Source organism: Parabacteroides sp. MSK.9.14 (assembly GCF_019041495.1).
Classification (GTDB): domain Bacteria; phylum Bacteroidota; class Bacteroidia; order Bacteroidales; family Tannerellaceae; genus Parabacteroides; species Parabacteroides merdae.
Genome location: NZ_JAHPXO010000010.1, coordinates 87,178 through 112,819 on the forward strand (window position 1 = coordinate 87,178; position 25,642 = coordinate 112,819).

15 protein-coding genes are annotated in these 25,642 nt (G+C 47.6%); all 15 read right to left on the minus strand.

Going from position 1 to position 25,642, the window contains the following annotated elements; all coding sequences use genetic code 11:
* Position 1 precedes the first annotated feature (1 nt).
* The 15 genes from hemN to KTG12_RS07520 all read right to left on the minus strand — a co-directional run bounded on the left by hemN (position 2) and on the right by KTG12_RS07520 (position 25,333).
* A complete protein-coding gene (hemN, locus tag KTG12_RS07450; RefSeq protein ID WP_046452392.1) occupies positions 2-1,369 on the minus strand; it encodes an oxygen-independent coproporphyrinogen III oxidase in 1,368 nt (455 codons plus the stop codon).
* The gene (locus KTG12_RS07455) at positions 1,366-2,571 is read right to left on the minus strand and encodes an MFS transporter (protein ID WP_046452391.1); all 1,206 of its coding nucleotides are present in this window, start codon (positions 2,569-2,571) and stop codon (positions 1,366-1,368) included. Before KTG12_RS07455 ends, hemN begins: the two co-directional genes overlap by 4 nt.
* Positions 2,572-2,816: 245 nt before the next feature.
* A complete protein-coding gene (locus tag KTG12_RS07460) occupies positions 2,817-4,898 on the minus strand; it encodes a TonB-dependent receptor (protein WP_138273215.1) in 2,082 nt (693 codons plus the stop codon).
* A gap of 3 nt (positions 4,899-4,901) precedes the next feature.
* Positions 4,902-7,226 carry a TonB-dependent receptor gene (locus KTG12_RS07465; RefSeq protein WP_138273216.1) on the minus strand — a complete coding sequence of 775 codons (2,325 nt, stop codon included), beginning with the start codon at positions 7,224-7,226 and terminating at the stop codon, positions 4,902-4,904.
* Positions 7,227-7,310: 84 nt separating this feature from the next.
* Positions 7,311-7,889, minus strand: a complete 579-nt coding sequence (locus tag KTG12_RS07470) for a LuxR C-terminal-related transcriptional regulator (protein WP_005640738.1) — start codon at positions 7,887-7,889, stop codon at positions 7,311-7,313.
* 11 nt (positions 7,890-7,900) lie between these two features.
* Positions 7,901-8,590 (minus strand): hypothetical protein, encoded by a 690-nt coding sequence (locus tag KTG12_RS07475; RefSeq protein ID WP_005640741.1) that lies wholly within the window; start codon positions 8,588-8,590, stop codon positions 7,901-7,903.
* Between the two features lie 24 nt (positions 8,591-8,614).
* Positions 8,615-9,556 carry a sugar phosphate isomerase/epimerase gene (locus tag KTG12_RS07480; RefSeq protein ID WP_005640742.1) on the minus strand — a complete coding sequence of 314 codons (942 nt, stop codon included), beginning with the start codon at positions 9,554-9,556 and terminating at the stop codon, positions 8,615-8,617.
* Between the two features lie 3 nt (positions 9,557-9,559).
* Positions 9,560-10,945 (minus strand): Gfo/Idh/MocA family oxidoreductase, encoded by a 1,386-nt coding sequence (locus KTG12_RS07485; RefSeq protein WP_005640744.1) that lies wholly within the window; start codon positions 10,943-10,945, stop codon positions 9,560-9,562.
* A gap of 35 nt (positions 10,946-10,980) precedes the next feature.
* Positions 10,981-12,561 (minus strand): SUMF1/EgtB/PvdO family nonheme iron enzyme, encoded by a 1,581-nt coding sequence (locus tag KTG12_RS07490; RefSeq protein WP_046452387.1) that lies wholly within the window; start codon positions 12,559-12,561, stop codon positions 10,981-10,983.
* Positions 12,562-12,777: 216 nt separating this feature from the next.
* Positions 12,778-15,876, minus strand: a complete 3,099-nt coding sequence (locus KTG12_RS07495) for a glycoside hydrolase family 2 TIM barrel-domain containing protein (protein ID WP_005640749.1) — start codon at positions 15,874-15,876, stop codon at positions 12,778-12,780.
* A gap of 32 nt (positions 15,877-15,908) precedes the next feature.
* Entirely contained in the window at positions 15,909-17,075 is a 1,167-nt protein-coding gene (locus KTG12_RS07500) for a Gfo/Idh/MocA family protein (protein ID WP_005640751.1), read from the minus strand.
* Positions 17,076-17,349: 274 nt separating this feature from the next.
* Positions 17,350-19,437, minus strand: a complete 2,088-nt coding sequence (locus KTG12_RS07505; protein ID WP_138273218.1) for a BT4734/BF3469 family protein — start codon at positions 19,435-19,437, stop codon at positions 17,350-17,352.
* Between the two features lie 37 nt (positions 19,438-19,474).
* The gene (locus KTG12_RS07510; RefSeq protein WP_022322405.1) at positions 19,475-19,858 is read right to left on the minus strand and encodes a DsbA family protein; all 384 of its coding nucleotides are present in this window, start codon (positions 19,856-19,858) and stop codon (positions 19,475-19,477) included.
* A gap of 444 nt (positions 19,859-20,302) precedes the next feature.
* A complete protein-coding gene (locus KTG12_RS07515) occupies positions 20,303-22,237 on the minus strand; it encodes a RagB/SusD family nutrient uptake outer membrane protein (RefSeq protein ID WP_046452383.1) in 1,935 nt (644 codons plus the stop codon).
* Positions 22,238-22,249: 12 nt separating this feature from the next.
* The gene (locus tag KTG12_RS07520) at positions 22,250-25,333 is read right to left on the minus strand and encodes a TonB-dependent receptor (RefSeq protein ID WP_005650890.1); all 3,084 of its coding nucleotides are present in this window, start codon (positions 25,331-25,333) and stop codon (positions 22,250-22,252) included.
* Positions 25,334-25,642: the final 309 nt, after the last annotated feature.

Consider the following 25,642-nt stretch of genomic DNA (forward strand, 5'->3'; position numbering starts at 1 on the left):
GTTATACCGGTTTAGAAAATGATTTATTTGTTCCGAGCATCAGCTTGTCCAGCGAAGCCGCTACGTTTCGGACGAAAAGCCTGCCTTCAGGTGTCATCCTGATTTGATTTTCGTCAAACTCGACCAATCCGTCCTCTGCAAATTCGCGTAGACAGGCTTCGTCATAGGCGGTTGCCTGCTTGATGGAGCGGGCGGGGACGGAAAGCTGTTCCGACAGTTCGTTCCAGTCGATCCGGTAGTTGCACATTAACATTTCGATTGCCTCCCGTGTGATCTGTTCCTCCCGGCTCAGGAGATATCCTTTGGCGACAGGCAAGATGCCGGCTTCGACTTTCTCGATATACTCCATGATGTCTTTTGTGTTCTGGGCGTAAGCCGTTCCGAGCTGGCTGATCCCTGTCACGCCGAAAGCATAGACCTGACCGGTTGTGCGGCGCGTGCAATATCCCTGGAAATTACGATGTAGTTGTCCGTTCAGCAAAGCTGTGTATAACTCGTCGTCTTTGCGGACGAAATGATCCAGCCCGATCGGCTGGTAGTCCGCTTCGCATAAGATTTTGCGGGCCGCTTCGAACATCCGGCTCTTCTCGTCGCCCGAAGGCAGTCCGGTTTTTTCCAATACCTTCTGCCGGGGGAAAGCCCAGGGCACATGCGCATACGAAAAGGTGACGAGCCGGTCCGGTTTCAGGGAAACGGCTTTTTCGATCGTTTCGGCAAAACTCGCTTCCGTCTGGTGGGGCAAGCCGTAGAGGAAATCCATGTTGATGCGTACTCCGCATGAGCGCAGGATCGTTACGATTTCTTCCGGTTGCAGCAGCGGGGCTTGCCTGTGTACGGTTTGCAGGACTTGTTTGTTGAAGTCTTGGATGCCGATGCTAAACCGGTTGAATCCCGCGGTTGCCAGTTTCTCCCAATCCTGCCCTGTCATCCAGCCAGGATGACATTCGATTGCTTTTTCCGGATTTTCAATCAATTCGAACGTATCTGAAACATGTGCGTTCAACTCTTTCAGCTCAAGAGCCGGAAGAAATGTCGGGGTTCCTCCGCCGTAATGGATCTGCGAGACTTTACGTTTCTTGTCGAGTAAAGGCAGTATCAGGTCGATCTCTTTATGTAATGCGGCTACATATCGATCTATGATTTCAGGCTTGGGAGCGGCGTAAGAATTGCATCCGCAATAATGGCAGAGACGTTGGCAGAAAGGAATATGAAAATAGAAGGAAACCGATTCCGGCTGCTGGCGGTTGGATTCACGGATGGCATCCGCATAATCCCGGCTTGTGAACCCGTCATGAAAATAGTTTGCCGGCGGATAGCTGGTGTACCGGGGAACCGGCACATTGTATTTATCTAAAAGTTCTTGTTTCATATCGTATTTTTATCTTTTCTGAAAACCGTTACTATATAAATGAGGGATATCAGGGCGATGCTTGCCTCGAAGAAGAAGAGTCCGTGATAACCCGTATGATCTGCAATTCTTCCACTCAGGATGGCCATCAACATGCCGCTGAGATGCGTGATGACCGTCTGGATCGTGAAATCCGTCCCTTCGCGCCCGGGGCGTACACTGTCCATTGCTGTCGTATAGACCACGATCGTCGCCATCCCGTAGCTGCCCCACAGAAGGAAAATCCCGCCGTAGAGCATGGGCGTCGTCGGATGCACGTAGGAGAGTCCGAGGAAGTAAAGTGTCGCCATCAAGACAAACACCGCGAACAGGATGCGCGCGCGGAAACGGCCGATCCGCCGTACGATCATCCCTCCGGCAAACGAGGAGAGGAACCCGACGAATGTCCCCGCGACTCCGCTCATCACCCCGATCTCCTTCATGTCGTAGCCCAGGTCGACCAGCCAGGGTTTCAGCATGGCGAGCGTACCGATCAGGCCGGAATAGTAAAGAAAGAGGAAACCGATCTGTTTCCAGATGCTCCGGCGGGCGAAGAAATAGATCACATCTGCCTTTTTGGCCCGTTCGTGCGCTTCCTTCGGCTGGATGCGGATGCCTTTGTTGAAAAAGAGTGGCAGAAGGGCGGCGATGACGAACAGCGCGACGCAAGGCAGCAGACCGTTCCAGCCGATTTGCTTGAAGAGCAGGAGCAAGACACCGCCCCCGATCATCGAACCTCCGAAACTTCCCATCGACTGCATGCTGTTTGCAAGGCTTTTATCTTTCCGGCTGAAAGCGAGTACCGCCAACGCGTCGGTCGCGATATCCTGCGTGGCGGAGGCGACGAAGGATATGATGATCAAGGTGACGATCGTATAGAAGTCCGTATGGAAATCAAGGAAAGCGACGGCGAAGATCAGGCCGGCGTAGATCAGTTCGGAAGAAAAAATCCACCGTTTATAGTCGCCCGTCGTCACGGCATGGCGGTCTACCATCGGCGACCAGAGGAATTTCAGGATCCAGGGCAGCTTGATCAGCTGGAGAAGCCCGATGGCCGAGAGTGAAAAGTCCTCCTGCCGCATCATGACGGGGATGACGGTGGAAAAGAAACTCATCGGGATCGTCTGCGCAATGTAGAGGCAGAAGAAGGTCGCGAGGTTGTATGTTTTATCTTTCTGTATCATAATATCGTTATATAATCATCCGGCTTCCGGACGAGACTTTAAGAGTTTTCAAAGTGTCGTCCGAAATTCGGCTGGGACTTTTGGAGTTTTCAAAGTGTCGTCCGAAATTCGGCCGGGACTTTTGGAGTTTTCAAAGTGTCATCCGAAATTCGGCCGGGACTTTAAGAGTTTTCAAAGTGTTGTCCGAAGTTCGGTCGGGGACTTTAAGAACTTTTAAAGTGTCGCCCGAACTTCTGCCGAGACTTTTAAAAACTCAATTGTATATTCCCGCCGATCGTGAACGGCCTTCCTTTTTGTGCCAGGCCCTTTCCGCCTGTCTCGAAATAGAAAGCCGAATAGTCTGCACCGGTCATATTTTTCGCCCAGATCGCAAAGGTAATAAAATCTTTTGTGGCAGATACTTTTGCATTCAACAGTCCGTAATAAGGTTGCGAAACCTTGTTGTCTTCTTTCCACAGGATGCGTCCCGTCCCGGTGTAGTTCGCGCTGACCGTGAAGCGGTCGATGTGACGGCAAGGGTTCGGGATCGTATAATCGGCTCCGACAGCGAAAGTGTGGCGCGGGACCATCGGCAGGAAATTCCCGCTGTAGTCGATGCCTCGCCGTTCGTCCTTGTAATCTTTGAAGGTGGCATGTGTGAAGCCGTAGTTCACCTGCACCATCAGCCCGTTGACCGGATTCCCTTGCAGACTGACCTCGACGCCTTTGCTCTCGCTACGCCCGGCGTTGCGCAGGAATTGCCCGTTCTGGGTGGCGAGCATCTGGTAAATCTGTTGGTTTTTCCAGTCGATCCAGAAAAAGCAGAACTCGGCGTTCAGGCGGTTGTCGAGGAACGGGTGTTTGGCTCCAAACTCGTAGTTCCAACTGGTTTCGGGGCGGAACGTGCGGTCTTCCTCACGGTCGAAAGAGGTGTTGAAGCCGCCTGTCTTATATCCCTTCGTCACGGTGGCATAGAGCATGCCGGTGGAGGGAAACATATATTGCAGGGCGATCTTCGGCGTGACCTGGCTGAACTTGAGCCGGCTGTCGAAGGCGTCCATCTGTTCGCTGCCGCCGTCCGTTTCTTTGTAGAAAAGGAAATCGTTGGAGGTATGCTCATAATCGTAGCGGATACCGAAAGTCAGTGACAGGCCGCGCGTCAGCAGGTCGTCGATTGTGGATTGGTGGTAGAAGGCGACACCATAGGCCGGCGTGTCGTACAGCTTGCGTGTCGCATAGTCTTTGGTGAAATAATCGAGTGTCACGGTGTTGTCGATCCCCTGCCAGAAACCGAAGGCGCCGAACAGCCATTTGTAACGTCCGGGAGTTGTCGATTTGATGTTCAGTTCTTCGGAAAACATTTTCTGCTTCATATCCTGACGCGCGAAATAGATGCTTCGGGGAGAGAAATCCTGGTCGATGCCTTGATGGTCCGAGAGATATTGGAAGGCGGTCCGGCTGTTGATGCTGTAGCCCGTCCCCTGGTAATCTGCCGAGAAGCCGGTCGTCGAAAGCGTCCGTTTGTAGAAACTGTAATCGTTGTAGTCGACTTCGCCCGGTTTATGCGTGACCGAATCGCAGACGGCGTAGGGATAGCCGCCTTGGACTGAACGGTCGAACGAACTCATTAGCCCGAAAGAAAGGTTCTTCTGAGGCTTCCATTCCAGGCGGATGCGGGCGGAGCCGGACTTCATGTCGTCCGCTTCCTTGTCTGTAAACAGGTTGGTGAAGTAGCCGTCGCTGTTCCGGTAATCACCGGAGATGGCATATCCGAACTTTTCTCCGATCTTTTTATAATGAGAGAGGGCATAATCGCGGTAACCGTAGCTACCGTTGGAAAGCCAGACATTTGTCCCCTCGTATTTCAAGGGCGATTTCGTATAGACGTTGATGATGCCGCCCATCGTGTTACGACCGTAGAGCGTCCCTTGCGGACCGCGCAGCACCTCGATCCTGTCCACCTCGTTGAAATCGAAATCGAAAGCCGATTTTTCGAAATAGGGGATACCGTCCACATAAAGCCCGATCGAGGGAGCGTTGATTTTCGATCCGATCCCGCGGATATAGACCGGCGAGGTCAGTTTCGATCCGTAGTCCGGCATAAAGAGGTTCGGGATAAAGGAACTGAACTCTTTGATCCCCGTGATGTTCCGGTTCTGGATCGCCGTCCCCGTCACGGCCGATGCCGACAGGGGTTCCAGCCGGAGGTCGCGCTGTTGCTTGAACGACTGCACGACCACTTCGTTCAGTTCAACATTGCGGATCTTCGCCGTATCTTTTTCTATCTCTTCCCCTCTTGCCGTATAGGCGAGGCAGAGCAGTATCGGGAGGTAGTATAATAGTTTCATGTCTTAAAATGTAACGGTGATTTCGCCGCCGATCTGGAACGGTTTGCCTTTCTGGATGAACGACTGGTTGAACGATTCGAAATAGAACGCCTGGTAGTCCGTGTTCGTGATGTTACGGCTCCACAGGTTGAGGTTGACGATTCCCTTGCGGATGCCCACTTTGGCATTGACGAGGCCGTAGAACGGCTGGCTGATGTCGTTCTTCTCCGTCCAGAAGATCTTGCCTGCTCCGGTGAACTGGGCGGATACGATGAACTGGTCAATCATCTTCCGGTGGAGTAGTTTCGTGTATTGCAATCCCAGGCTGACGGTGTGGCGTGGCGTGTAAGGAATGAAATTATCCTTGCAGTCCGTTTTCACGATCTGGCTGTTCTCGTCCTTGTCCGTGAAGATGTAATCGCGGAAAGTGGCACGGGTAAAACCGTAGTTGAGGTCTGCGGTGAGTCCGTCCGTGATACGGCTGCGCAGGCTCAGTTCCACGCCATAGCTGTTCGCCTTTCCTCCGTTGGTGATCATGCGCCCGCTGCCGTTCTCGGCAAAGCTGGTGAGTTGGAGGTCGCGGATGTCCATGTAGAAGAAGGTCAGTTCCGCACTCAGCCTGCCCCGGACCAGTTCGCTGCGGATGCCTGCTTCGTAGTTCCAGCTGTGTTCCGGTTTGTAGGAAGCGATGTCTTTCACTTCGCCCGGCTGTTCGGCCTTGTCGGGAGCAAACTTCGACATCAGGTCGTATTTGGCTTGGGCCTGGACCAGATCGCCGAACATCTGCACGTTATATCCTCCTGTCTTGTATCCTTTGGCGACCGAGAGATACGTGAATGTTTCGGGTGTGCACTGGTAACGGAGCGAAACCTTCGGCAATACTTGCAGGAAATCCTGTGAGATGTTGCCGTCCATAGTCGTCGTGACCGGTAGCGTCATTTTCATCGGGCCCATTTCCACACCGATCTTCATGCTGTCTACTGCTGAATGATAGTCCAGGTTCGCTTTCTCGTAATCCAGGCGGATACCGGCGGTGATGGAAAGCCCTTCGACAAAGAGGTTATTGTAGGTCGATTGGTGGAAAGCCGCGAAGCCGTAGGTCGGCGTGTCGAAGTTTCCGGGGAAATAAATCTGGTTCAGTTCGTCCCCCTGGACAGTAAGCTTCGGTGCTTTTGGGTTATTCGCCAGTATGTCGTCGAACGCTTTCTGCAAAATGCCCGTCAGCCCGTCTTTCTTGAAGACGACCGGACCGTCGGTGTTCAGGCTGTTATAAAAACCGTAGGCGCCGAAGCTCCATTGGTAATTGCTTTTTGTATTGGATTTGATCGCCAGTTCTTCGCTCCAGGCATATTGTTTCTGCTTTTGGTGAAGGGTGAAAACAGACTGTTCCGTATAGTCCTGGTCCATCTTCATGTCGTCTTTCAGATATTGGTAGGCCGTGGTGGAAGAGAGGATAAAACGGTCTGTTTTCCATTCCAGATACAGGCTGTTGTTCAGCGTGCGGCGCCAGTAGGAACTCGGATCGTTGATGCGGATCGGCTGCACAGTCCCGGTCTGCGGGTCGTACTGCCCGTAGGGGAAGGCTTTTTGCGTTACATAGTCATAGTTGAATGTATATTGCGCCTTCAGATGGTCCGTAATATACCCCTCTAATTTGAATCGGCCGCCTGCCGATTCCTCCTTATCGGCCTTTGTGCCGTTATATTCGTTGATGAAAAAGCCGTCGTTACGGTCGTAATACCCGTTTAACGAGATCCCGATGTTTTCTCCGATCTTGCTGTATTGGGACACTTTGGCTTTGGCCGCCCCGTAATTGCCCATCGACATCGTGACTTTTGTCCCCTGGTAATCGAAGGGGGAGAGGGTGTAGATATTGACGATGCCCCCCATTGCGTTACGTCCGTAAAGGGTTCCCTGCGGTCCCCGTAAAACTTCGATGCGTTGGATATCGTTCAGCTCGAAATCGAAAGCGCTTTTATCCAGATAGGGGACATTGTCGACATATAATCCGATGGATTGCCCGCTGCTACGCGCTCCGATTCCGCGTATATAAATGGCCGAAGTCATTTTCGAACCGTAGTCCGGCATATAAAGGTTGGGGACGAAAGCGCTGATATCCTTGAGAGCATCTATCTGCCTGGTTGCTATCGCTTGGGGCGAGAGGATGGAAACGGCTCCCGGAAGCGTGCGGAGATCGTTCGTCTCCTTTGTGGAAGAAGTGACGATCACCTCACCTATATTATAGGTCTTGATCGTGTCGTTCACATTTTCATTCACCCGTTCGGCTTTAATCGGTTGCAAACACGTAAGCGCGCCTGCGACAAGGACATACAGATAGCGTTGATTCATCGTATTAATTGTAAACTATTAGTATTTTACGGTTGCAAAGGAACGGTAAAGATGAATGGGAATCAATCACTACATGTAGTGATTTTAAAGTTCGATGTCGTCGCCTGAAATAATGCCGTTCATGATGGCATAGAAGGTAAGTCCCGATACTGTTTTGATGCCGAGCTTGGTCGTGATGTTCTTGCGGTGGCTGAGGACTGTGTTCAGGCTGATGTTCAGCTTGTCTGCAATTTCTTTGTTGGTGCTGCCTTTGACGATTAATTGGAGGACGTCCGTTTCGCGGGTGGACAGTTCCTTGTTGTTGTCGCTGGAAATACTGTTGTTTTCTCCGGTAAAAAGTTGTTCCAACTGCTCGATGATGACTTCCTGCGAGGCCTTGATCGTGATATGGCTGGTTGCCGATAGTCCCCCTTCACCTTCGGTTTCGTCGATCAGGACCATCGTCTTGCTCCGGCGGGGAAGGAAAAAGTCTGCATAAAGGACAAATAAAGCGGCATTTGTAAAGTAGTAGTCGAACGTATCGTTGCCGGAAGTCGAAAATGCCTCGAAAGTAGGGTAGTGGCTGATCTCTACCGGTGGAAAATAGTCGGTCAGCATGCTTTGCAGGCCGATGCTTTGTAGCGTGTCGGATAATATGATTGCTATTTGCTTGTTGCGATGCATCCGGCTGTTTGTTAAATACACAACTTTTCCATAGCCGAAACCATCGGTGTCAATATCCGGTAGCGGATGCGGTTGTGTTGTTTGATATCTTTTTCCAAACTGCTGATGGCAAATATGACGGCGTAGCATAAGTTCTCATTATAGTCGCCGGAAAGATGCTTGACCATGATGCTTTTCAGATCCGCCAACAAGGCCTCTATCGGATCTTCCAATCGCTGTTCCGTTCCGAGGTGCAATGCTTCGACCTGCCCGGAAGATGGATAATCTTTCAGTTTTTCGCTTAATGACAGGCAATAGGGGAACCAGACCCGGTCGTCCTTTTCGATCCGTGAGGTCAGCTCTTCTTTGAAGGATGAGAAAAACTTTCCGATCAGGTTGAGCGTGTTGTTTCCCGGCGTACTCATCGATATGAATGAACCGAGATGCCTTTCTATATTCGGGATTTGATAGCGTTGGTAATACTGGTTGGTTTTAGTCAGATAATCGATAATCTGTGAAGTATGGAAAGTTTGTAGCTTCTTTTCCGGGAAGTATTCCTCGTTGAGAAACGTGTTGATTACCGTCAAGAGGAAGTCGGTATCCAGCCGGTATTCTTCACAAATCGCCTTTACCGATTTGTCGCCTAAGCCCAGGCGGATTCCAAAACGGTTAATGACAGGAATGAGTGAGGGGTGCTCTTCCACCACCTCACTCATTTGCATATTAGGATATACTAATGGCATATTTTATGCTTCTTCCCATTGTTTTCGTAATAGTTCCACTGCGGCAGGGACCAAAACGTTCCGGTCTCCCTGGCATCCGCATTCGAAACTTACATATTTGTCGTAATCCAACATCTTCAGGCCCTTGAAGCCGTTAACGTAGTTATCTGCTTCTCCGTCTTCACCCGGCATGCTGCGGCGTTTACGGCTGGCAACGTGCACGTGTTGCAGATATTCGCCTGCAGAAAGGAAAGCTCCCATGTCGGAAGTCTCTTCCCAAGTCATGTGCCAGAAGTCACCCATACAGCGTACACCCGGATTGTTGATGTCGCGGCAGATGGAAGCTGCATCCGCTACCTGACGAAGATAGAATGCTTCTTTCCTGTTGAGCGGTTCAAAGATAACTGTAGTCCCGTGCTCTTTTGCAAAGTTACCCATTTCATTGAATTGTTCGCATAAGAAATCCCGCGTTTCCTGCGTATGAGGCATAGCCGGTTTTTGACCGTTGAAAGCCGGGACGATGATCACACCCGTAGAACCCAGTTCGCCTGCAGGAGCAATGATCTCTTTCATCGTGTCCATGCACTGCTTGCGGATAGCCGGATCTGTCGAGAGGATGAACCCCTGGAAACCAGCACAGATGGCGCTCACTTTGATGTTGCGTCCGTTTAGTGCTTCCTTGATCTCTTTTACACGATCTTTCAGGCCACGTCCGCCCGGTTCGAAACCAACGACACCTAACTTTTCCATCAAGTCAAATTTCTCGTTGAGATTAGCTCCCGGTGCAATCCCTTCCTGAAAGGATATCTTCAACTCGGCTTTGCTGTTTGGACATGATCCCTTTTCTGCCGGACAACCTTCTGTAGAAGCAGCCTTGCCGCCACAGGCAGCAAAAGCTGAACTACCGGCTGCAACAGCCGCGCCTGCCAGAGTTGCTCTTAAAAAGTTTCTTCTGTTCAGTGCCATATTTTATTTTTTCTTTTCATCACGAGGTTTTCCTGGAACCGGAACTGTAAATCCACTCATATCCATCTTGCCTAAGTTCAGGTCTTTCGGAGTATAATCCAGAGGAGAAGCAGTCATTGCATCCCATGTCGTTTCTGCACCGGTGTATGCTGATTCACGTCCCATGATAGCAGCCATGTTGGCAACAGCTGTTTCTGAAGCCTGTTCGATAGGTTTGCCGCCACGGATGCAGTTTACCCAGTTTACATGTTCCAATACATATGGATTTGTCTGTGTATGTGCGTTCTTTTCTGCTTCACCATCGTATTTCCAGATGACGTTACCTGCATTGTCCTTGATTTCCATTTCAGCACTGTTCCAAGAACCTTTTGTTCCTTGGATAAATTCGCTGACGTTAGTGGCACAACCGTCAATCTGGCGGCACATACTATGCAAGTGGATGCCGTTTTCCATTGTGAAATCGATGCTGAAGTTATCATACTGGTCGCCCGTGATACGGCGTTGGCGAGAACCGAAACCGACAGCTTTAACCGGTTTCAAGCCGCTGAACCATGTGAATACATCGATGTTGTGCACATGCTGTTCCACGATATGGTCTCCGGATAACCATTTCCAGTTTACCCAGTCCTTGATCATGTATTCGCAATCGTTCCAGTCTTTCTGACGTTCGCGGAACCACAACATGCTCTGATTCCAGTAAACTACACCACCCGTAATTTCACCGATAGCACCTTCCATGATCTTCTTGTAAGATTCGACATAGTTGCGCTGGTGATGACGCTGTGTACCTGTTACGACACATAGATTCTTTGCCTGAGCCTGTTTGGCGGTTGCCATAATCGTACGATAGCCTACCGGGTCGACACAAATCGGTTTTTCCAGGAAACAATGTTTGCCTTTTTCAACCGCATATTGGAAATGTACCGGACGGAATACGGGAGGAGTTGCAATAATGACAACATCGACACCGCTATCGATCAATTGTTTGTATGCATCCAGACCAACGAAACGTTTGTCTTCAGGAATATTACATCCTTTTTCTTTCAGCTTGTCGGCCAAAGCGTCTACACGTTCTTTGAATGTATCGGCAACGGCAACGACTGTCACGCCGTTTGCAGCATCCAAGAAGTTTTCTGCTGCACCGGAACCGCGTCCGCCACAACCGATAACACCGGCTTTCAGTTCTTTTCCGTCAGTAGCCTTATCGGGCAATTCCGGAATATAATAAGTTCCAGGTTCTTTCAGAGGTTTGTTTGCAGCTGCACTTTCGCCGCCGCCTGCACATGAGGTTAATACACTTGCACTACCTGTGCCGATTGCACCCAGTGCTCCGGCCATAGCTGTACTTTTTAAAAACGATCTTCTGCTAATACTGTTTTCTTTCTTCATGATATAGTAATTTTTAGGTATCAATTAAACATCTGTTATTTCGCTCCAATTGCCGGGTCCGGTTCGCAAACCACACGGAAACCGATACCGCGGATATCCGAATACCACCAGATACTCTTCGGTTGTTGCGGATCAGTCTTCAACCAGGCATCATGCTTTGTATAATCGCGGGCTGCAGAACGAACGTCTGCCGCATCGGAAGTGTAGTTACCGCCGCGTACAACCCATTCTTCTCCTTCTGTGATTAACGGGTTGGTCACGTTATCGCCCCCTTTGCTGTAAGCCTTCGGATCATATTTGTCGGCACAATATTCCATTACATTACCCAACATATTCTTCAAACCGAACGGGTTCGCTTTCACTTCGCCCGGCTCTTGAGTTCTGTTTTTGCTGTTCTTCGCGTAAATCACGAATGAACTGATGCTGTCTGTTTTTGCATCGAAGAACTTACGCCAGAATCCCTGGTCTGAAAAATCTTTCGGGTTCCCGGTGAAGAAATAAGGAGTTTCCGTTCCTCCACGGGCTGCATATTCCCATTCTGCCTCGGTCGGCAGGCGGTATTTTTTCCCTGTTTGTTTGGACAGCCACTGGCAGAATGTTTCTGCAGCATAGTGTGTCATCGTGATAGCCGGACGGTCACCTGCGCCCCATCCCTGGTCGGGGAATCCGAACGGAGGAGTCGGGCCGGAAATGGCATCGACATCCGGATTGCTGTTATTTGCATATACGGTTTCGGGCGGAGTACGTCCTTCGCTCATGGTTTGTCCGTAGAATGCCCAATACTGATCCCACGTCACTTCTACTTCAGCCATAAAGAACGGACTGACCGTAACGTTTCGAACCGGAGCTTCATCTGCCTTATGGAACGGTTCTTTATCGGTGCTACCCATTTTGAATGTACCGCCCGGAATGGCGACCATTTTGAATGCAACGGCCGTACCCGGAATTTGTTCCGTATAATCGGTAAAAGATGTGACAGGTGTCGCCGTCTTGAAATAAAGGCTGGTATCAACAGTAGCCGTGGCGGCTCCGGGAATACCTGTTAATTTGCCGTGTTTATAATCCGGATTATAGTGTCCGGCGTCGAGGTGGCAGCTGATACACTGTAAATCCAGTTTCTTTTCGTTTTCGTCATAATAAAGGTGAGCAGTAATGCCGTCCTGGTTAATCCCTTCCGGGAACAAGTTCTGATGGCATTCCTTGCAGGATTCGTTCGGAATATATTTGACGGCATGTTCCAGTTCCGACTTGGTGTTCCAGTCGAAATCCGCACTGTCTTTTGTCATGAAGGACCATACGTCTTTCAATCCCAATTTGGCTTTAGCCGTATAATGATTCCAGGTGTCGCTTTGAGGCGGAAGGTGACAAGCCACGCAATGTGTTTTAACGCCGCTTCCGTTATTTACGTGTTTGGAGAGCTTCCAGCTGTCTTCCGCATGCGGATGGACATGGCACATCATACAAGATTCATCGGAAGAGAAATAGACGGATGTTTTATATACGGCAACCATAATGCCTGCCCCGAGAAGTAATCCGACCAAAAGAATGAAGGTTTTTCCTTTGAAAAATCTCCCTTTTTCGGAAGGATAGCGATTAGAATTGTTGTTAGTAGCCATTTGTTTTTATGGTAAACGATTTTACAATTAGTCCTGAATTAGATTTAAAAATCGGCAATAAAAGTAGTCTTTTTCTACATAAAATAAAAGTTTGCACCCACTATTTAACGAAATATGCATAGTGATTATGCTTTTTTACCAATTTTTGTAAAAATAGGAACTTGTCCCCGCTTCTTGAATGGAAATGCGGGGACAGCTCCCTTCATTTATTGCTGTTTATAAATTAGATTGAATCGGTTTCATGATGAAAGAGAATTCATAATCTCCGTAATGGATACGGTATTGTTCCAGTGGAAGCGCTCCCCAACTGTTGACGCAACCCAATCCCATTTGTACCTTGTCAATACACATATTGGTGTAGTTTGCCTGAGGTACAAGTTCGGAGTGTCTCTGGTCTTTCTGTACTCCGTCGTCAAGTGATTCGATCGAATAATTCAAGGCTGAAGCCGAGAACGGAGCTTCCGAAATGAACATGAGTCCGTTGCCGCCTTTGTTGGTCTGTTTCCACCAACGGATATCCGTTTTGGTTCCTGTTTCCTGCGGGCGGATATAAGAGTAGAACTGTTCGTCTACAGTCTGTCTGTAATTACCCAGGTCGGTGACGTTGTTACGGTCGGAATAGTTCTCGATCGGACCTCTGCCGTAATAGTTGATCTGATCCAAGCATTTAGGCATCTGCATCTGCATGCCGAAGCGGAACATATCGGAAACTTCAGCCGATTTGTCGGCTACCATTTTCTGTGTGACTTTCACTGCGCCTTCGTTGTTGATCGTATAAGTCAGATACAATTTGGCTTTTACTGCATCCATCGTGTATTCGGCATTGACAGTAGCCATGTCGTTTTCGATTTTGTTTGTCAGAGAAACCAGTTTCAATCCCGGTTCTTTCCAGGCGGCATATTTGTTTTGCAGGTTGGCTCCCATATCGTTGTCGGTCGGAGCACGCCAGAAGTTCGGAGTCAGTTTTCCGTCTTCTTTCAGCATCGTCATGCCATTTACATCGTATCTGCACAAGAAACCGTCATGCTTATCGAAGTCCATGCGGAAATTCTCTCCTTCGACGATCAGATAATTGATGTCATTATCTTTAATGGTCGGAATGACAGTCTCAATGTTCACTTGGTGTACATTCTGCAAATCCAGTTTCGGAGCATTGTACGGGCGGATCGTCAACTGGTTTTTGGCTACCGTATAACCGGCAGGCAGCAATGTTTCCGCTTTTTTCAACTTAAAGGCCACATTCAGCAAGAGTTCTTTGCATTTACAAATGCCCTCTGTGCTATAATTCAGTTTTATGGACTTGGTCTGTTGCGGAGCTACTTCCAGGTCTTTGACCATGCCTGTCTGAACCACTTCGCCGTTAGCCAGCAATTCCCATTCTGCATAGTAACCGTCTAGGTTACGGAAGAAGTTTTCGTTGTATACGTTTACGACACCGTTAGCCAAGTCGGACGGAGTCACCCAGATGGACTGGTAGATATGCCCGACTTCGTGCATATGCGGATTCGGTTTGCGGTCCGGGCTTATCAAGCCGTTGTCCATAAAGTTGTTGTCGGAAGCGTCATATTTGTTCCAGTCGCCGCCATAAGCATAGAAAGGAACGCCGTCTTTTGTTTTCCAACGCAAAGACTGATCAACGAAATCCCAGATAAAGCCACCTTGGTATTTCGGATATTTGCGGATCAGATCCCAATATTCTTTGAATCCCCCTTGAGAGTTGCCCATCGCGTGCGCATATTCGCATTGGATAAGCGGTTTGTCGATGTCTCCCTTGCAATATTCTTCACTACCTTTATAGTCGCGGTACATCGGGCAATAGATATCGGTGAATTCGCTTGTCCGTGCCTGTTCGTATTGCACGGCACGTGATTTGTCTTCGTTCTTGATCCAGGTATAACAAGCTTCGAAGTTTGGACCCATGCCGGCCTCGTTGCCTAATGACCAGAAAATGATGGATGGGTGATTATAACCACGCTGGACGTTGCGCTGGTTGCGTTCCATATGTGCTTTGGCGAACAGCGGGTTTTTAGCCAACGTCTTGTCACCGTATCCCATACCGTGCGATTCTACATTTGCTTCAGCAACGACATAAATACCATATTTGTCGCAGAGGTCATACCATAAATTGTTGTCTGGATAATGACAAGTACGTACGGCATTGATGTTGTATTCCTTCATGACCTTGATGTCCTGGATCATGCGCTCCGGCGATACGACGTAACCTCCGTCCGGATCCATTTCGTGCCGGTCGGCTCCCTTGAACAAGACTGGTTGTCCGTTTACCAATATCTGGGCGTTTTTCAATTCGATCTTGCGGAAACCGACTTTCACCGGAATAACCTCAGTCGTGTTGCTGCCGTTTTTCAAAGTTGCGATCAGTGTGTAGAGAACCGGAGTTTCGGCAGTCCATTTCTCAGGATTGCTTATTGCCATGTCGGTGGAAACTTTGCCCGAACCTTTGACCGACGAAGTAGCGACTTCTTTGCCGGCCTTATCTAACAGTTTCAGGTCGACTGTCCCGCTGCCTTTCAGGTTCAGGGAAACATTTAAAGTACCGTCTTTATATTGTGCATCCAAATCCGGAGTCACGCGGATGTCCTGAATGTATTTCGGAGTGCGGGCATAGAGGTAGCAGTCGCGGCCTACTCCGGAGAGGCGGAGGAAATCCTGGTCTTCCAGATAAGTCCCGTCGCACCAGCGGAACACCTGGAATGCGATCAGGTTTTTCCCTGGTTTCAGGTATTTGGTCAGATTGAATTCGGCTTCAAGTTTGCTGTCTTCACTGTAGCCGACGAATTGTCCGTTCACCCAAAGATACATGTTTGATGTGACAGAACCGAAATGAGCGAATATCTCTTTTCCTTTCCAGTCTGCCGGAACCATGATCTCTTTACGGTAAGAACCTACGTGGTTGTTTTCCGTAGGAACTTCAGGCGGGTTGTTCTTGAACTGGCTTCTCCAAGGATACCCGACATTCACATAGATCGGGTCGCCATAACCGTTCAGTTCCCACAAGCCGGGTACTTTCAGATTATCCCATCCCTTGTCGTTGAAGTTCACCTGGTAAAAATCTGTCGGGCGCATATCTGCATTTTTTACCCAGAAGAATTTCCAGTTACCGTTCAAGGTCATAAAATTCCCGGATGATTCCTTACATCCTTTCAATGCACTGTTTTCGTCTTCGTATGCGAAATAGTTGGTGTGCATGGGAGCTCTGTTGATCTCGTTTACGTTAGGATCTCTCCACTCGTTTTTTTGAGCGAAAGCTGCCGTCCCGAGCAGGGACAGGCAGCAAGCAAGTACGTTTAGTTTCATAAGATGTTATTTATTTACGGTTTTTCAGGATTTCAATCAATCCATTTTTGCCATTTTACATTGTCGTTATATCCGGCTTCCACCATTGTTTCAATGAATTGCATACCTCTTACGCCATCGTATACGGTCGGGAAATCCAAGCAGTCTCCACTGGGTGTTTCTCCGTTTTTGATAGCTCTGACGGTAAGTGAGAAATTGCGGTAGATATTGGCAAAAGCTTCGATAAAACCTTCCGGGTGTCCTGCCGGAGTTCGGGTATTCCACAGGGCTTCGGGGGTCAGGTAACCGTTGTTGCCGATATCCAATATTTCAGTCGGACGATCTCTCCATCTCAATGTCAGCGTGTTCGGCTCCATCTGGCGCCATTCCAGTCCGCCTTTTTCACCATAAATACGGATGCGGATATTATTGGCTTCGCCAGTTCCGATCTGTGTTGCGGTCAAGACGCCTGTCACATCGTTTTCGTAGCGAAGGAATGCCGCCCCGTCGTCATCGATCGGACGTCCGGGAACGAATGCCTTCAGGTCGGCACATAGTTCTTTGACTTTCAGTCCGGTAATATATTCGCTCAAATGCCAGGCATGTGTTCCGATATCCCCTATGCAACCGGCTTTGCCGGAACGTTTCGGGTCCGTGCGCCATCCGGCATTGTTGCCACCTAGCAATTCGATACGTTCGGAAAGCCATCCTTGCGTATATTCTACATAGACGCGGCGCAATTTTCCGAGTTCGCCTTTCGCGATACGGGCTTTCGCCTCTTTTACTGCCGGATAGGCCGAGTATACATGTGTCAGAGCCAGCACTAATCCGGTCTCTTCCACTTTTTTCTGTAGTTGTTTGGCCTCTTCGAGTGAGAACGTCATCGGTTTATCCACGACCACATGGAACCCTCTTTCAAGAGCCATCATAGCTGGTTCGAAATGCCAACGGTTGGGAGTCACGATCGTGACAAAATCCATCCTTTCTCCTTCCGGTAAGGTCATTTCGTGTTCGAACATTTCTTGGTAAGTGCTGTAAATCCGGTCTTCCGGCAAAAAGTACGATAAACCGGAGCTTTTGGATATCTCAGGGTCTACGCTGAAACATCCGCAAACTAATTCGATCTGATTGTCCATAAAGGCTGCGCGACGGTGGATCGCCCCGATGAAGGCGTCACTACCTCCTCCAACCATTCCCATTCTTAATTTTCTGTTCTTCATGATATTATTAAATTAGCAATTCGGTGAATTGAGATATTGCCCAAAGTTACAAAATGTTGTAATAAGTGCAATGTGTTTTGCAATAAATAATTTGTTATGCGAAGTGTATATGTCATATACAAAAAAAACTTGATTCCGAAAATCAATATCACTGTATCACTTTTTATTTTTAACTGACTGTATATTAGTATGATGATATGCAATTGGTGCTTGAAATATCTATCACGCTTATATCACTCATATGTCACCGCTTTTTTATAAGTTAAAAGTCTTTTTAGGACTTGCTTAGTTCAACTACCTGATATATAGTGCCTCTGTTGCTTCTTTTCGAAGGAATGCCGTTTCGCTTCAAAAGACGTCCGAAGTTGGAAATGACGGTTTTTGTGTAGCTGAAATCACGTTGTTTCTGCTTGATCCGCCCTAAAATCTCTATCGACAGAAGAAATTCGCCTACCTCATTCTTTTTCGGGAGTCGGAAATATTGCAGGAACAGTTGTTCTTCGGGCGGTATTTGCTGGAATTGCCGGTTGTTGGCGACTATTTCGGTTTCTTCCTCGTGTGTGAACCAGTAGCGTTCGCCGTTAGCCAATGCTTCCATCGCCTGTGCATACAGCTGCTCGTAGTCGATCGGTTGTATATAATCGATGGTGTCTGTGACTTCGATGCAAATGAAACGTCGGCTACCGGTCGGGTCGGTCAGGATATTGAAGTTGTTGCTTGTCGCGATGAATGTGGCGTAACGTCTTAAATTCCTGTTGGCCGTCTGATAGGGCAGCCGTGTACTGACATTCGCTTTTTGCAGGATATGCTTCAGGTAGCTTTGGTGCGTATCCTTGACGGAATCGAACTCGTCTATGTTTACCAGGGCATAGCGGTGCAAAGCCAACTCCGTATCCCGGCGCTTGCTGAAATCGATGCTGTCTGTGTAGAACTGCCGCAGTTCGGGAGGCAGGATGTTCAGGCAATAAGTCGATTTGCCGCATCCCTGGTCGCCGACCAGTAGGGGAGTAGTGCTGTTGCCATGTTCCCGGTCCAACCCTAACCAGTGCGCTACCATACTGAGGAACCATCTGTGGAAGTGGTCTGCCCATCGGATATTGTTGCAAGGTACGCGTTTGGCAAGCTTCCGGATATGATCTTTGCCATCCCATTTGGGCAGATGTCCGAGATATTCTTCTATCGGGAAAAAAGTGGGTATGTTGTCCGAGTAAACATATCGTTCGATGTCTTTATCCCAGACGTTCAACCCTTCTTTGTGCGCTTCCGTACAGATGGAGTTGCGGACTTCGCGGGTGAAAGGGCTGAATGTGAAACGTAGGAGCGATTTGTCTCGGTATTCCACTTCGCCACTCATCTTGTTGTTTCTGATTTCGTAACGGCGCAGCATGAATTCTTCTAATTGCAAAGTCAGCGACATGATTTCAGGCATGAATGTTTTTCCGGCGAGCGCTTCTTTCAGTGTGTAGACGGATCGGAAAGTCATGCGGATTTCCATCTCTTTGGATCTCAGATCGTTGTAAAGCAGTGTGCATTGTACGGCATCCTCTTCCGGGATACCGGCTTTCAGGCAATTATCGGCTAATAGGGTAAAGACCGGCTTGAGATCCCCGTCTTTTATTTGTCCTGATTTTCGGATGGCGTCTACCATCGCTATGCTGAACAGTGTAGCGATCCGATAGTTGCGTGACATACCGGGCATTAGCCTTTGAAGTGGTTCGGATGGTTCTTCCGGGACGATACGGATCTCTTCCGAATCCGCCATCCGCATCGGTTGCTCGATCCGGATGGCGACGGCATCGGGGTTGTATACCGGCTGCGGATCGTAGCTCATGCGGCATCCGTGCTGTAGGACCGGTTCTTTCAGTGTGATGTTACGTCCTAATTGTGGCTGGTAGTATTTGACTGCCGTCAAGTAGGCTTGCGAGTGGAATCGTTTGACCTGTTCGGGTGAGCGTGGAAGCGTCCCGTCCGGCAGTGTGAACGGGATCACTATTTTCACGCTTTTCCCGCTAAAGCCGACGAATGCCAGTAGCGTTTGCGGCATCATGGCGGCTTGTTGCCGGATTTGTACCGCTTCTTGCAAGTCGGAAAGATGGTTTACTTCGAGCAGCACCAATCCCGAATAGTCGCGCATGGGAGGGGCGGGTTCGCCTGTCTTGCGGAAAGTCCCTCCGAAAACGACCACCGGAAGTTTCTGTATGTAGCTGTTTTGCGTGCCGGGCAGTGTAAACATGGCTTTGTTGCGTGTGGTGCTGACCGGTTTGTTGAGATTCTCTGTTCGTAGGGCAGCCTGCAGTTTTTCCATTTCAACGGAACGCATGACGAGCGTCTCCTTTTCATATCGATATAACGTTACCTTCATCTTTGATTGTTTTTTATCATGAATTTCTACTTGCAAATTATTTCCACCTTTCAAACTTGAGTCTTTTCATGAACTTCTTCATTTCCGGATCAGCCTTGATGCATAGCCGTTTAGCTTTCACGCGATGAGGCGTGCAGTCTTTCGGGTTTTCATATCCTTCACTTCCGGCCGAGAGGAACAATGTTCCTATGCCGTGAAGGTTTATGGTGTACCCCATATCCAGTTGGAACTGGATTTCGCGTCCGATTTCGATTATGGCAGCCAGTATTTCGCCTCTTGAAAGCGTGCACCGGGTAGAGATACATGTAGCCAGTTGTTCGGTCGATACTTGCCCGGATGTTACCGGGACACCATAATAGCGGATTTTTTCTGTTTCTCCGCTTTTGTCCACTTTGGGACGTACTACATAAGCGTGTGACATAAGCTGTATTTTTGATAAAACCAATGAATAAAACTGAGAGAAGTGTCTAATTAACTTTCTTTACACCCGGATTTACATTTCTGAACACCCGGGTGACGGCGGTCTGTACATGGGGGTGTAGGGGTTGGAAACATCCGGATGTATATGACTTTAAGTCCTTACAAAGATAATAAAAATATAGAGGAAATGCAAGAAAATCAATGGTTTTTTAAAAAATAAATGAGACTTGTTTTAATACACAGTCAACCAAAATCAGGACGAGACAAGTGATGGATGGTGATAGGGAAGTGATACATAAAAAAGGGCATGTATCACTTCTTTATCGGTTGATAATTAATATGATATCATGAAAAAGTGATAGAGTGATATTACAAAATATACACAAGAAAAAATAGGGAGGAAGTTTTTTACTTCCTCCCTAGTCTGATTGTTTAGGAGTAGATATTATTCGTAATACGGGTTTTGTATGATTGCCGGATTACGTAAAGTCTCTTCTAACTTGATTGGTGCGAAATACATCTTGTTGTCCCATTTTCGTTTCTCAATATAGTTCAGATTGAGAACTGTCCAGGTGTAATTATAGACTTCTTCGTCATGAACATACGGTAAAGATGCTGTCTTGCCCGGTTTTAAACGGCCGACAATTGATACACCGGTTAATTTCTTGTTTCCGATTTCCGGTGCAATCATCCAGCGACGTATGTCATAATAACGTGAATGTTCATAAGTTAATTCGACACGACGTTCATGGCGCAGGAATTCACGCAGATCACTTTGGTTGAATGTTTGTCCGCGAACAGCCAATGTGGCTTTGGTATCCGGCCGACCGATACGTCCACGGATAGCGTCTATATAAATGACTGCTTCATCCAATTTGTTTAATTCGATACAGGCTTCGGCTGCAATCAGATACATTTCGGCTAAGCGGATGTAAGGCATCGGACAAGTTTGGAAGTTGTGTTCGTTGGCTGCTACAGAACCGTCGATCAATTTCTTTTCCAAATAGCCGGTGTAAGTACCATTCCAGTTTTCGATCTGTCCCATACGGGTATCAACGCCGACCATACCATTGAATTTTTCCTGCTTGATGGGATTGTTATCGTCATCAACTGAATATATGGCATTGACGTTATTGCCGCCTTCACTTAATTCATAATAACCGAATTGCAGGTTACCCAGTGGAGTCGCATCGAACACGGCTCCATCGGAAGCTCTGGGGCGTCCCCACTCTGCACCATCATAACCGATAGTTGCATAGAAACGTGGTTCACGGTTCATATACGGATTTTCGGTGGTTGATTCACCCGGTTTCAATAGCGTATTCGGGATTTTACCTTCTTCTGTTTCGAAAGCCATCACCAAGTCATGTGTCGGAGCTGTTCCGGCCCAGTTGTGATAACCGTTCGGCCCATGCAATAGGGCTACACGGTTACGAACCCAGTTGTCGGCATTCAAATCTTTGTTTACATACTGTTTCGACCAGATAGTCTCTTCGTTGTTCGTGATAATGATGTTATGGAATTTTTCTGCAATTTCCTTGATGGTACCGGCATTACAGTCAATCAAAGAGTAATTGCTGTCATTGATAACATCTTTAGCGGCATCTAATGCTTGTTGATATAATGCTTGACGGTCACCTGTATATTGGTTACACTCTAATTTATTGACGGTACGATCAGCAAACAATGGGCTGGCTACATGCAGTAACAGACGTGCTTTTAATGCTTTAGCTGCTCCTTTGGTAGCACGACCTAAATTGACACCGGTTTGTTGTTCAGGTAATAGGCTGGTAGCTTGTTCGATGTCTTTCAGAATAAAATCCATTACATCCGCAACATTGGCACGTGGTAAATTTAAGGCCGAAGCTTCTTCAATGCTATACACTTTGTCTACGATGGGTACGCCACCGAAACCACGGAGCAACTCAGTGTAGATATATGCCCGAAGGAAATAAGTTTCTCCTTTCAATATATTCAAGTCTACACCGGTCTTTTCAGGAACGTTGTCGATATTTGCCAAAACCAGATTGGCACGATAGATTCCTTTGTATTGCTTGCTCCATTTGAACGGGCAGTCGTCACGGTCGTAAGCGCCCAAGTTGCTCGGTGAGACGGTCGCCTCGTTGATATCGCGGCATCCGTATACGTGCGTAAAGAAAGCATCATCTGTCCAGGCGTCTGGATTTACTTCTTGTGCTATGTCGCATACGTACGAATAGACATCGTTGACAACCGTTTTTGCTAAATCTGCATCCGACCAGACTGTTGCTTCGTCATACTGGTCTTCAGGTGTGAGGTCCATGAAGTCGGAACAAGAACTAAGTGAAAGTGTCAGTCCCGCTGCTGCCGAAAGGCAGATATATTTCAATTTTGTTTTCATAATAATTATCTTTTAAAATGTTGCTTGAACTCCGAAGTTGATGATTTTTCTCAAAGGATAGCCTCCTAAACTGGCGTCACGCTGTTCTGGGTCTGCATCTTTAACACCGTCGATGGTAATCAAGTTGGTCCCGTTGGTGTAAAGACGCAAATTGGAAATGCCCGCTTTTTTCAATCCTTCGAAATTGAATGTATAACCCAATTCAATATTTTTCAGACGTAGGTAGTTGGCATTTCTCATGAAATAGGTATTGTCGTTGTTGATCCAATACTGGTTTTCACGGTCCCATGTACGCGGTCCTTCCGAATACGGATTTTCCGGTGTCCAACGTTTGTCGTAGTCGCTCTTCAAGAAGTTGCCAACTAAGCCTGACCATGTCTCGATATACACTTCAGCCCCGGTTGCTCCCTGCCATAACATCATCAAATCGAAGCCTTTCCACTTGGCTGTCAGGGTCAGACCGGCAACAAAACGAGGTTCCTGGTTCTTCTCTGGACGGATACGATCCAAACCATCTATTTTACCGTCACCATTCATATCTTTAAAACGGATGTCACCCGGAACGGTGTTGTCTGAATATAATAACCCTTTTGCACGTGCTTCATCAATTTCTGCTTGTGTATGGAAAATGCCGTCTGCAACGTAGAGTAACATATTGCGGCTACCTACCGGTCTGCCGGTCGAGAATTGGTATTCGGGCACATTTTGTACTTCATCCCAAAAAGTGATTTCGTTGCGTGCATACGTCATGTTCAGAGATGCTCCGTATTCGACTTCTCCGATCTTATCCTGCCAGCTGACCAATGATTCGAAGCCTCTATTCTTCATTTCTCCCAGGTTTTCACGAGGTAATGTGATACCGGTGATTTCAGGCAGAGAAGCATTACGGGAGATCAGCATGTTGGTTCGTTTGTGATAGAAAACGTCTGTTTCCCAACTCAGGCGATTCTGCAAGAATTTGAAGTCTAAGCCGACATTGTAAGTTGTACCCACTTCCCAAGTGATATTCGGGTTGGGAGTACGGCTCGGATAGAGACGTTTGTTTTCCTGGCCACCGAATACAGTACCGGCATTGTTGAATGCGTAAGTAGTCAGATATTGGATGGAGTGGTCATAGTTGCCATCTCCATCTACCAATGCATCGTTACCTGTCTGAGAAACTGAACCACGCAGTTTGAAGTAATCGATAAAGCGGATATTATCTTTCCACCAATTTTCTTCAGAAGCACGCCAAGCTAAAGAAACGCCGGGGAAGAATCCATAGCGGCTCTCTTTCGGGAAACGGTAAGAACCATCTACACGCCAAACAAATTCGAATAAGTAGCGTTCCAAGTAGTTATAAGAAGCACGTCCGAAATAGTTCAATCGGGTTTCTTTCCAAGAATAACCTCTTGCAGACTGCCCTTCTTCACCCCCTAAACTCAATTCCGGTTTGGAATCGGAGATGAAACCTTGACGGAATGCCCATGTTTCTTCGTATTGCTTTTTCTGTCCTTCCATACCGAAAGTAACACCTATAGTGTGTTGTCCGAATGTACGATTGTAGTCGATTAATCCGTTTAGCATCCAACCGATTTGCTCACTGTGTTTACGTTCCAATTGTGGAGTGTCCAACCATTGTTTGGATGCACTCAATCCTTCGCTCCCTTCAGTTGTTCCATCCCATGTGTACAAGTACACCGGTTTTTTCATCAAACGGCGGTTTTGGAAGTGGATGTCGTAAGAACCGTTTCCGCGTAAAGTTAGACCTTCGATCCAAGGTACTTTTATATTGACTGACAAATTGTTTTGGATGTACTGGTTCTTATAGTGGTCGAAACCTGCCAAGTCAGTGCTGGTTACAGCCGGGTTGTCACCGCGTTCAACTGCAGGTCCCGGTTCGCCTGAAGGCCACCATGCTACCTGGTCGGGACGAGAACGACGGGCTGCACCAAAAATATCACCTGCTCCTTTAGCCGGATATTTAGTGTCCTCCAAGCGGGCTGTTACACCTAATTGGAAATCAACATACTTACTGGTCTTGACATCCAAGTTCGTACGCAGACTGTACTGATCGTATCGATTGGCGGAATTTCTGTACAAACCGTCTTCACCATTAGCTCCGAAGTTTGCGTAATATTTTACTTTTTCTGTACCACCAGATACGCCGATGTCTGCACGATATAGCGGAGAGGCGCCTTTTACGATTTCATCAAACCAGTCGGTGTCTGGATATTTCCACGGATTGGCGTGTGTGCGGAAACCTTCGAGTTGTTCGTCAGAGAAAGAGCCCGGAAGAACTTCGTTCAACATGGTTGCATATTCGTATGAATTAGTCATTTTGGGTAAACGGGTTGGTTGTGAGAAACCTGCACTTGCGTTAAATGAAACAACTGGTTTACCTTCTTTTCCGCGTTTTGTTGTAATTAAAATTACACCGTTCGCTGCACGTGCACCATAGATGGCGGCAGATGCGTCTTTCAATACGGAGATTGATTCAATTTCAGTCGGGTTCAATCGGTTCATACCACCATCACGGTCGGGCACACCATCGATTACAACCAATGGGTCATTACTGCCTAAAGAATTTGTACCACGTATACGAATTGTGGTACCGCCACCACCCGGTTCATCAGCTGTCTGAAAACCGATAACACCTGGCATACGGCCTACCATGCCGTTGGTAAGGTTGGTTGTCGGTGAGGCTTTCAGTTCTTCGCCGGATACACTGGCAACAGAACCGGTTACAGTCACTTTCTTTTGTGTGCCGTAGCCGACTACTACGACTTCTTCCAGTTTTTGAGTGTCTTCTTTTAAAGTTACATTGATCGTTGATTGGTTACTTACTGCAACCTCTTGAGTTTGATAGCCGATGTAAGAAAAGACGATAGTTGATTTGGAGGGAACTTCCAATGTGTAATTGCCGTCAATATCGGTGATTATACCGATTGTTGTCCCTTTTACTGATACGTTGACACCGATTAAGGGCTCACCGGTCGCATCCACAACAGTTCCTTTTATAGTCTTTTGTTGTGCGAATGCCGTTGCTGTAAACATGATGCAAAGCATAAAACAGCCGAGCATCCTGAATAAATGGTTTAAAGAATATCTTTCCATGTGTTTGGATATTAAATGAATATAAGGTTAAAAAACTAATATGGATATTGCTATCCAGCTAAAAAAACGGAATTTAGAGATGATAGATCATAGGCAACATGTATTAGGTGGAACATATATTTTAGATAAAAATTTACACATTTGATTATATCTTTATAGGTTAACAACTCTCTTGATTGATTTAAGAATGAGTTTTGTAAACACAATCCTCGTTAATAGTTTTGAATTGTATCAGCAGCAAAGATATTGCAAAATGTTATATATGCAAAAATAATCGCAATAAAATATTACGATGTATGCTTATTTTCT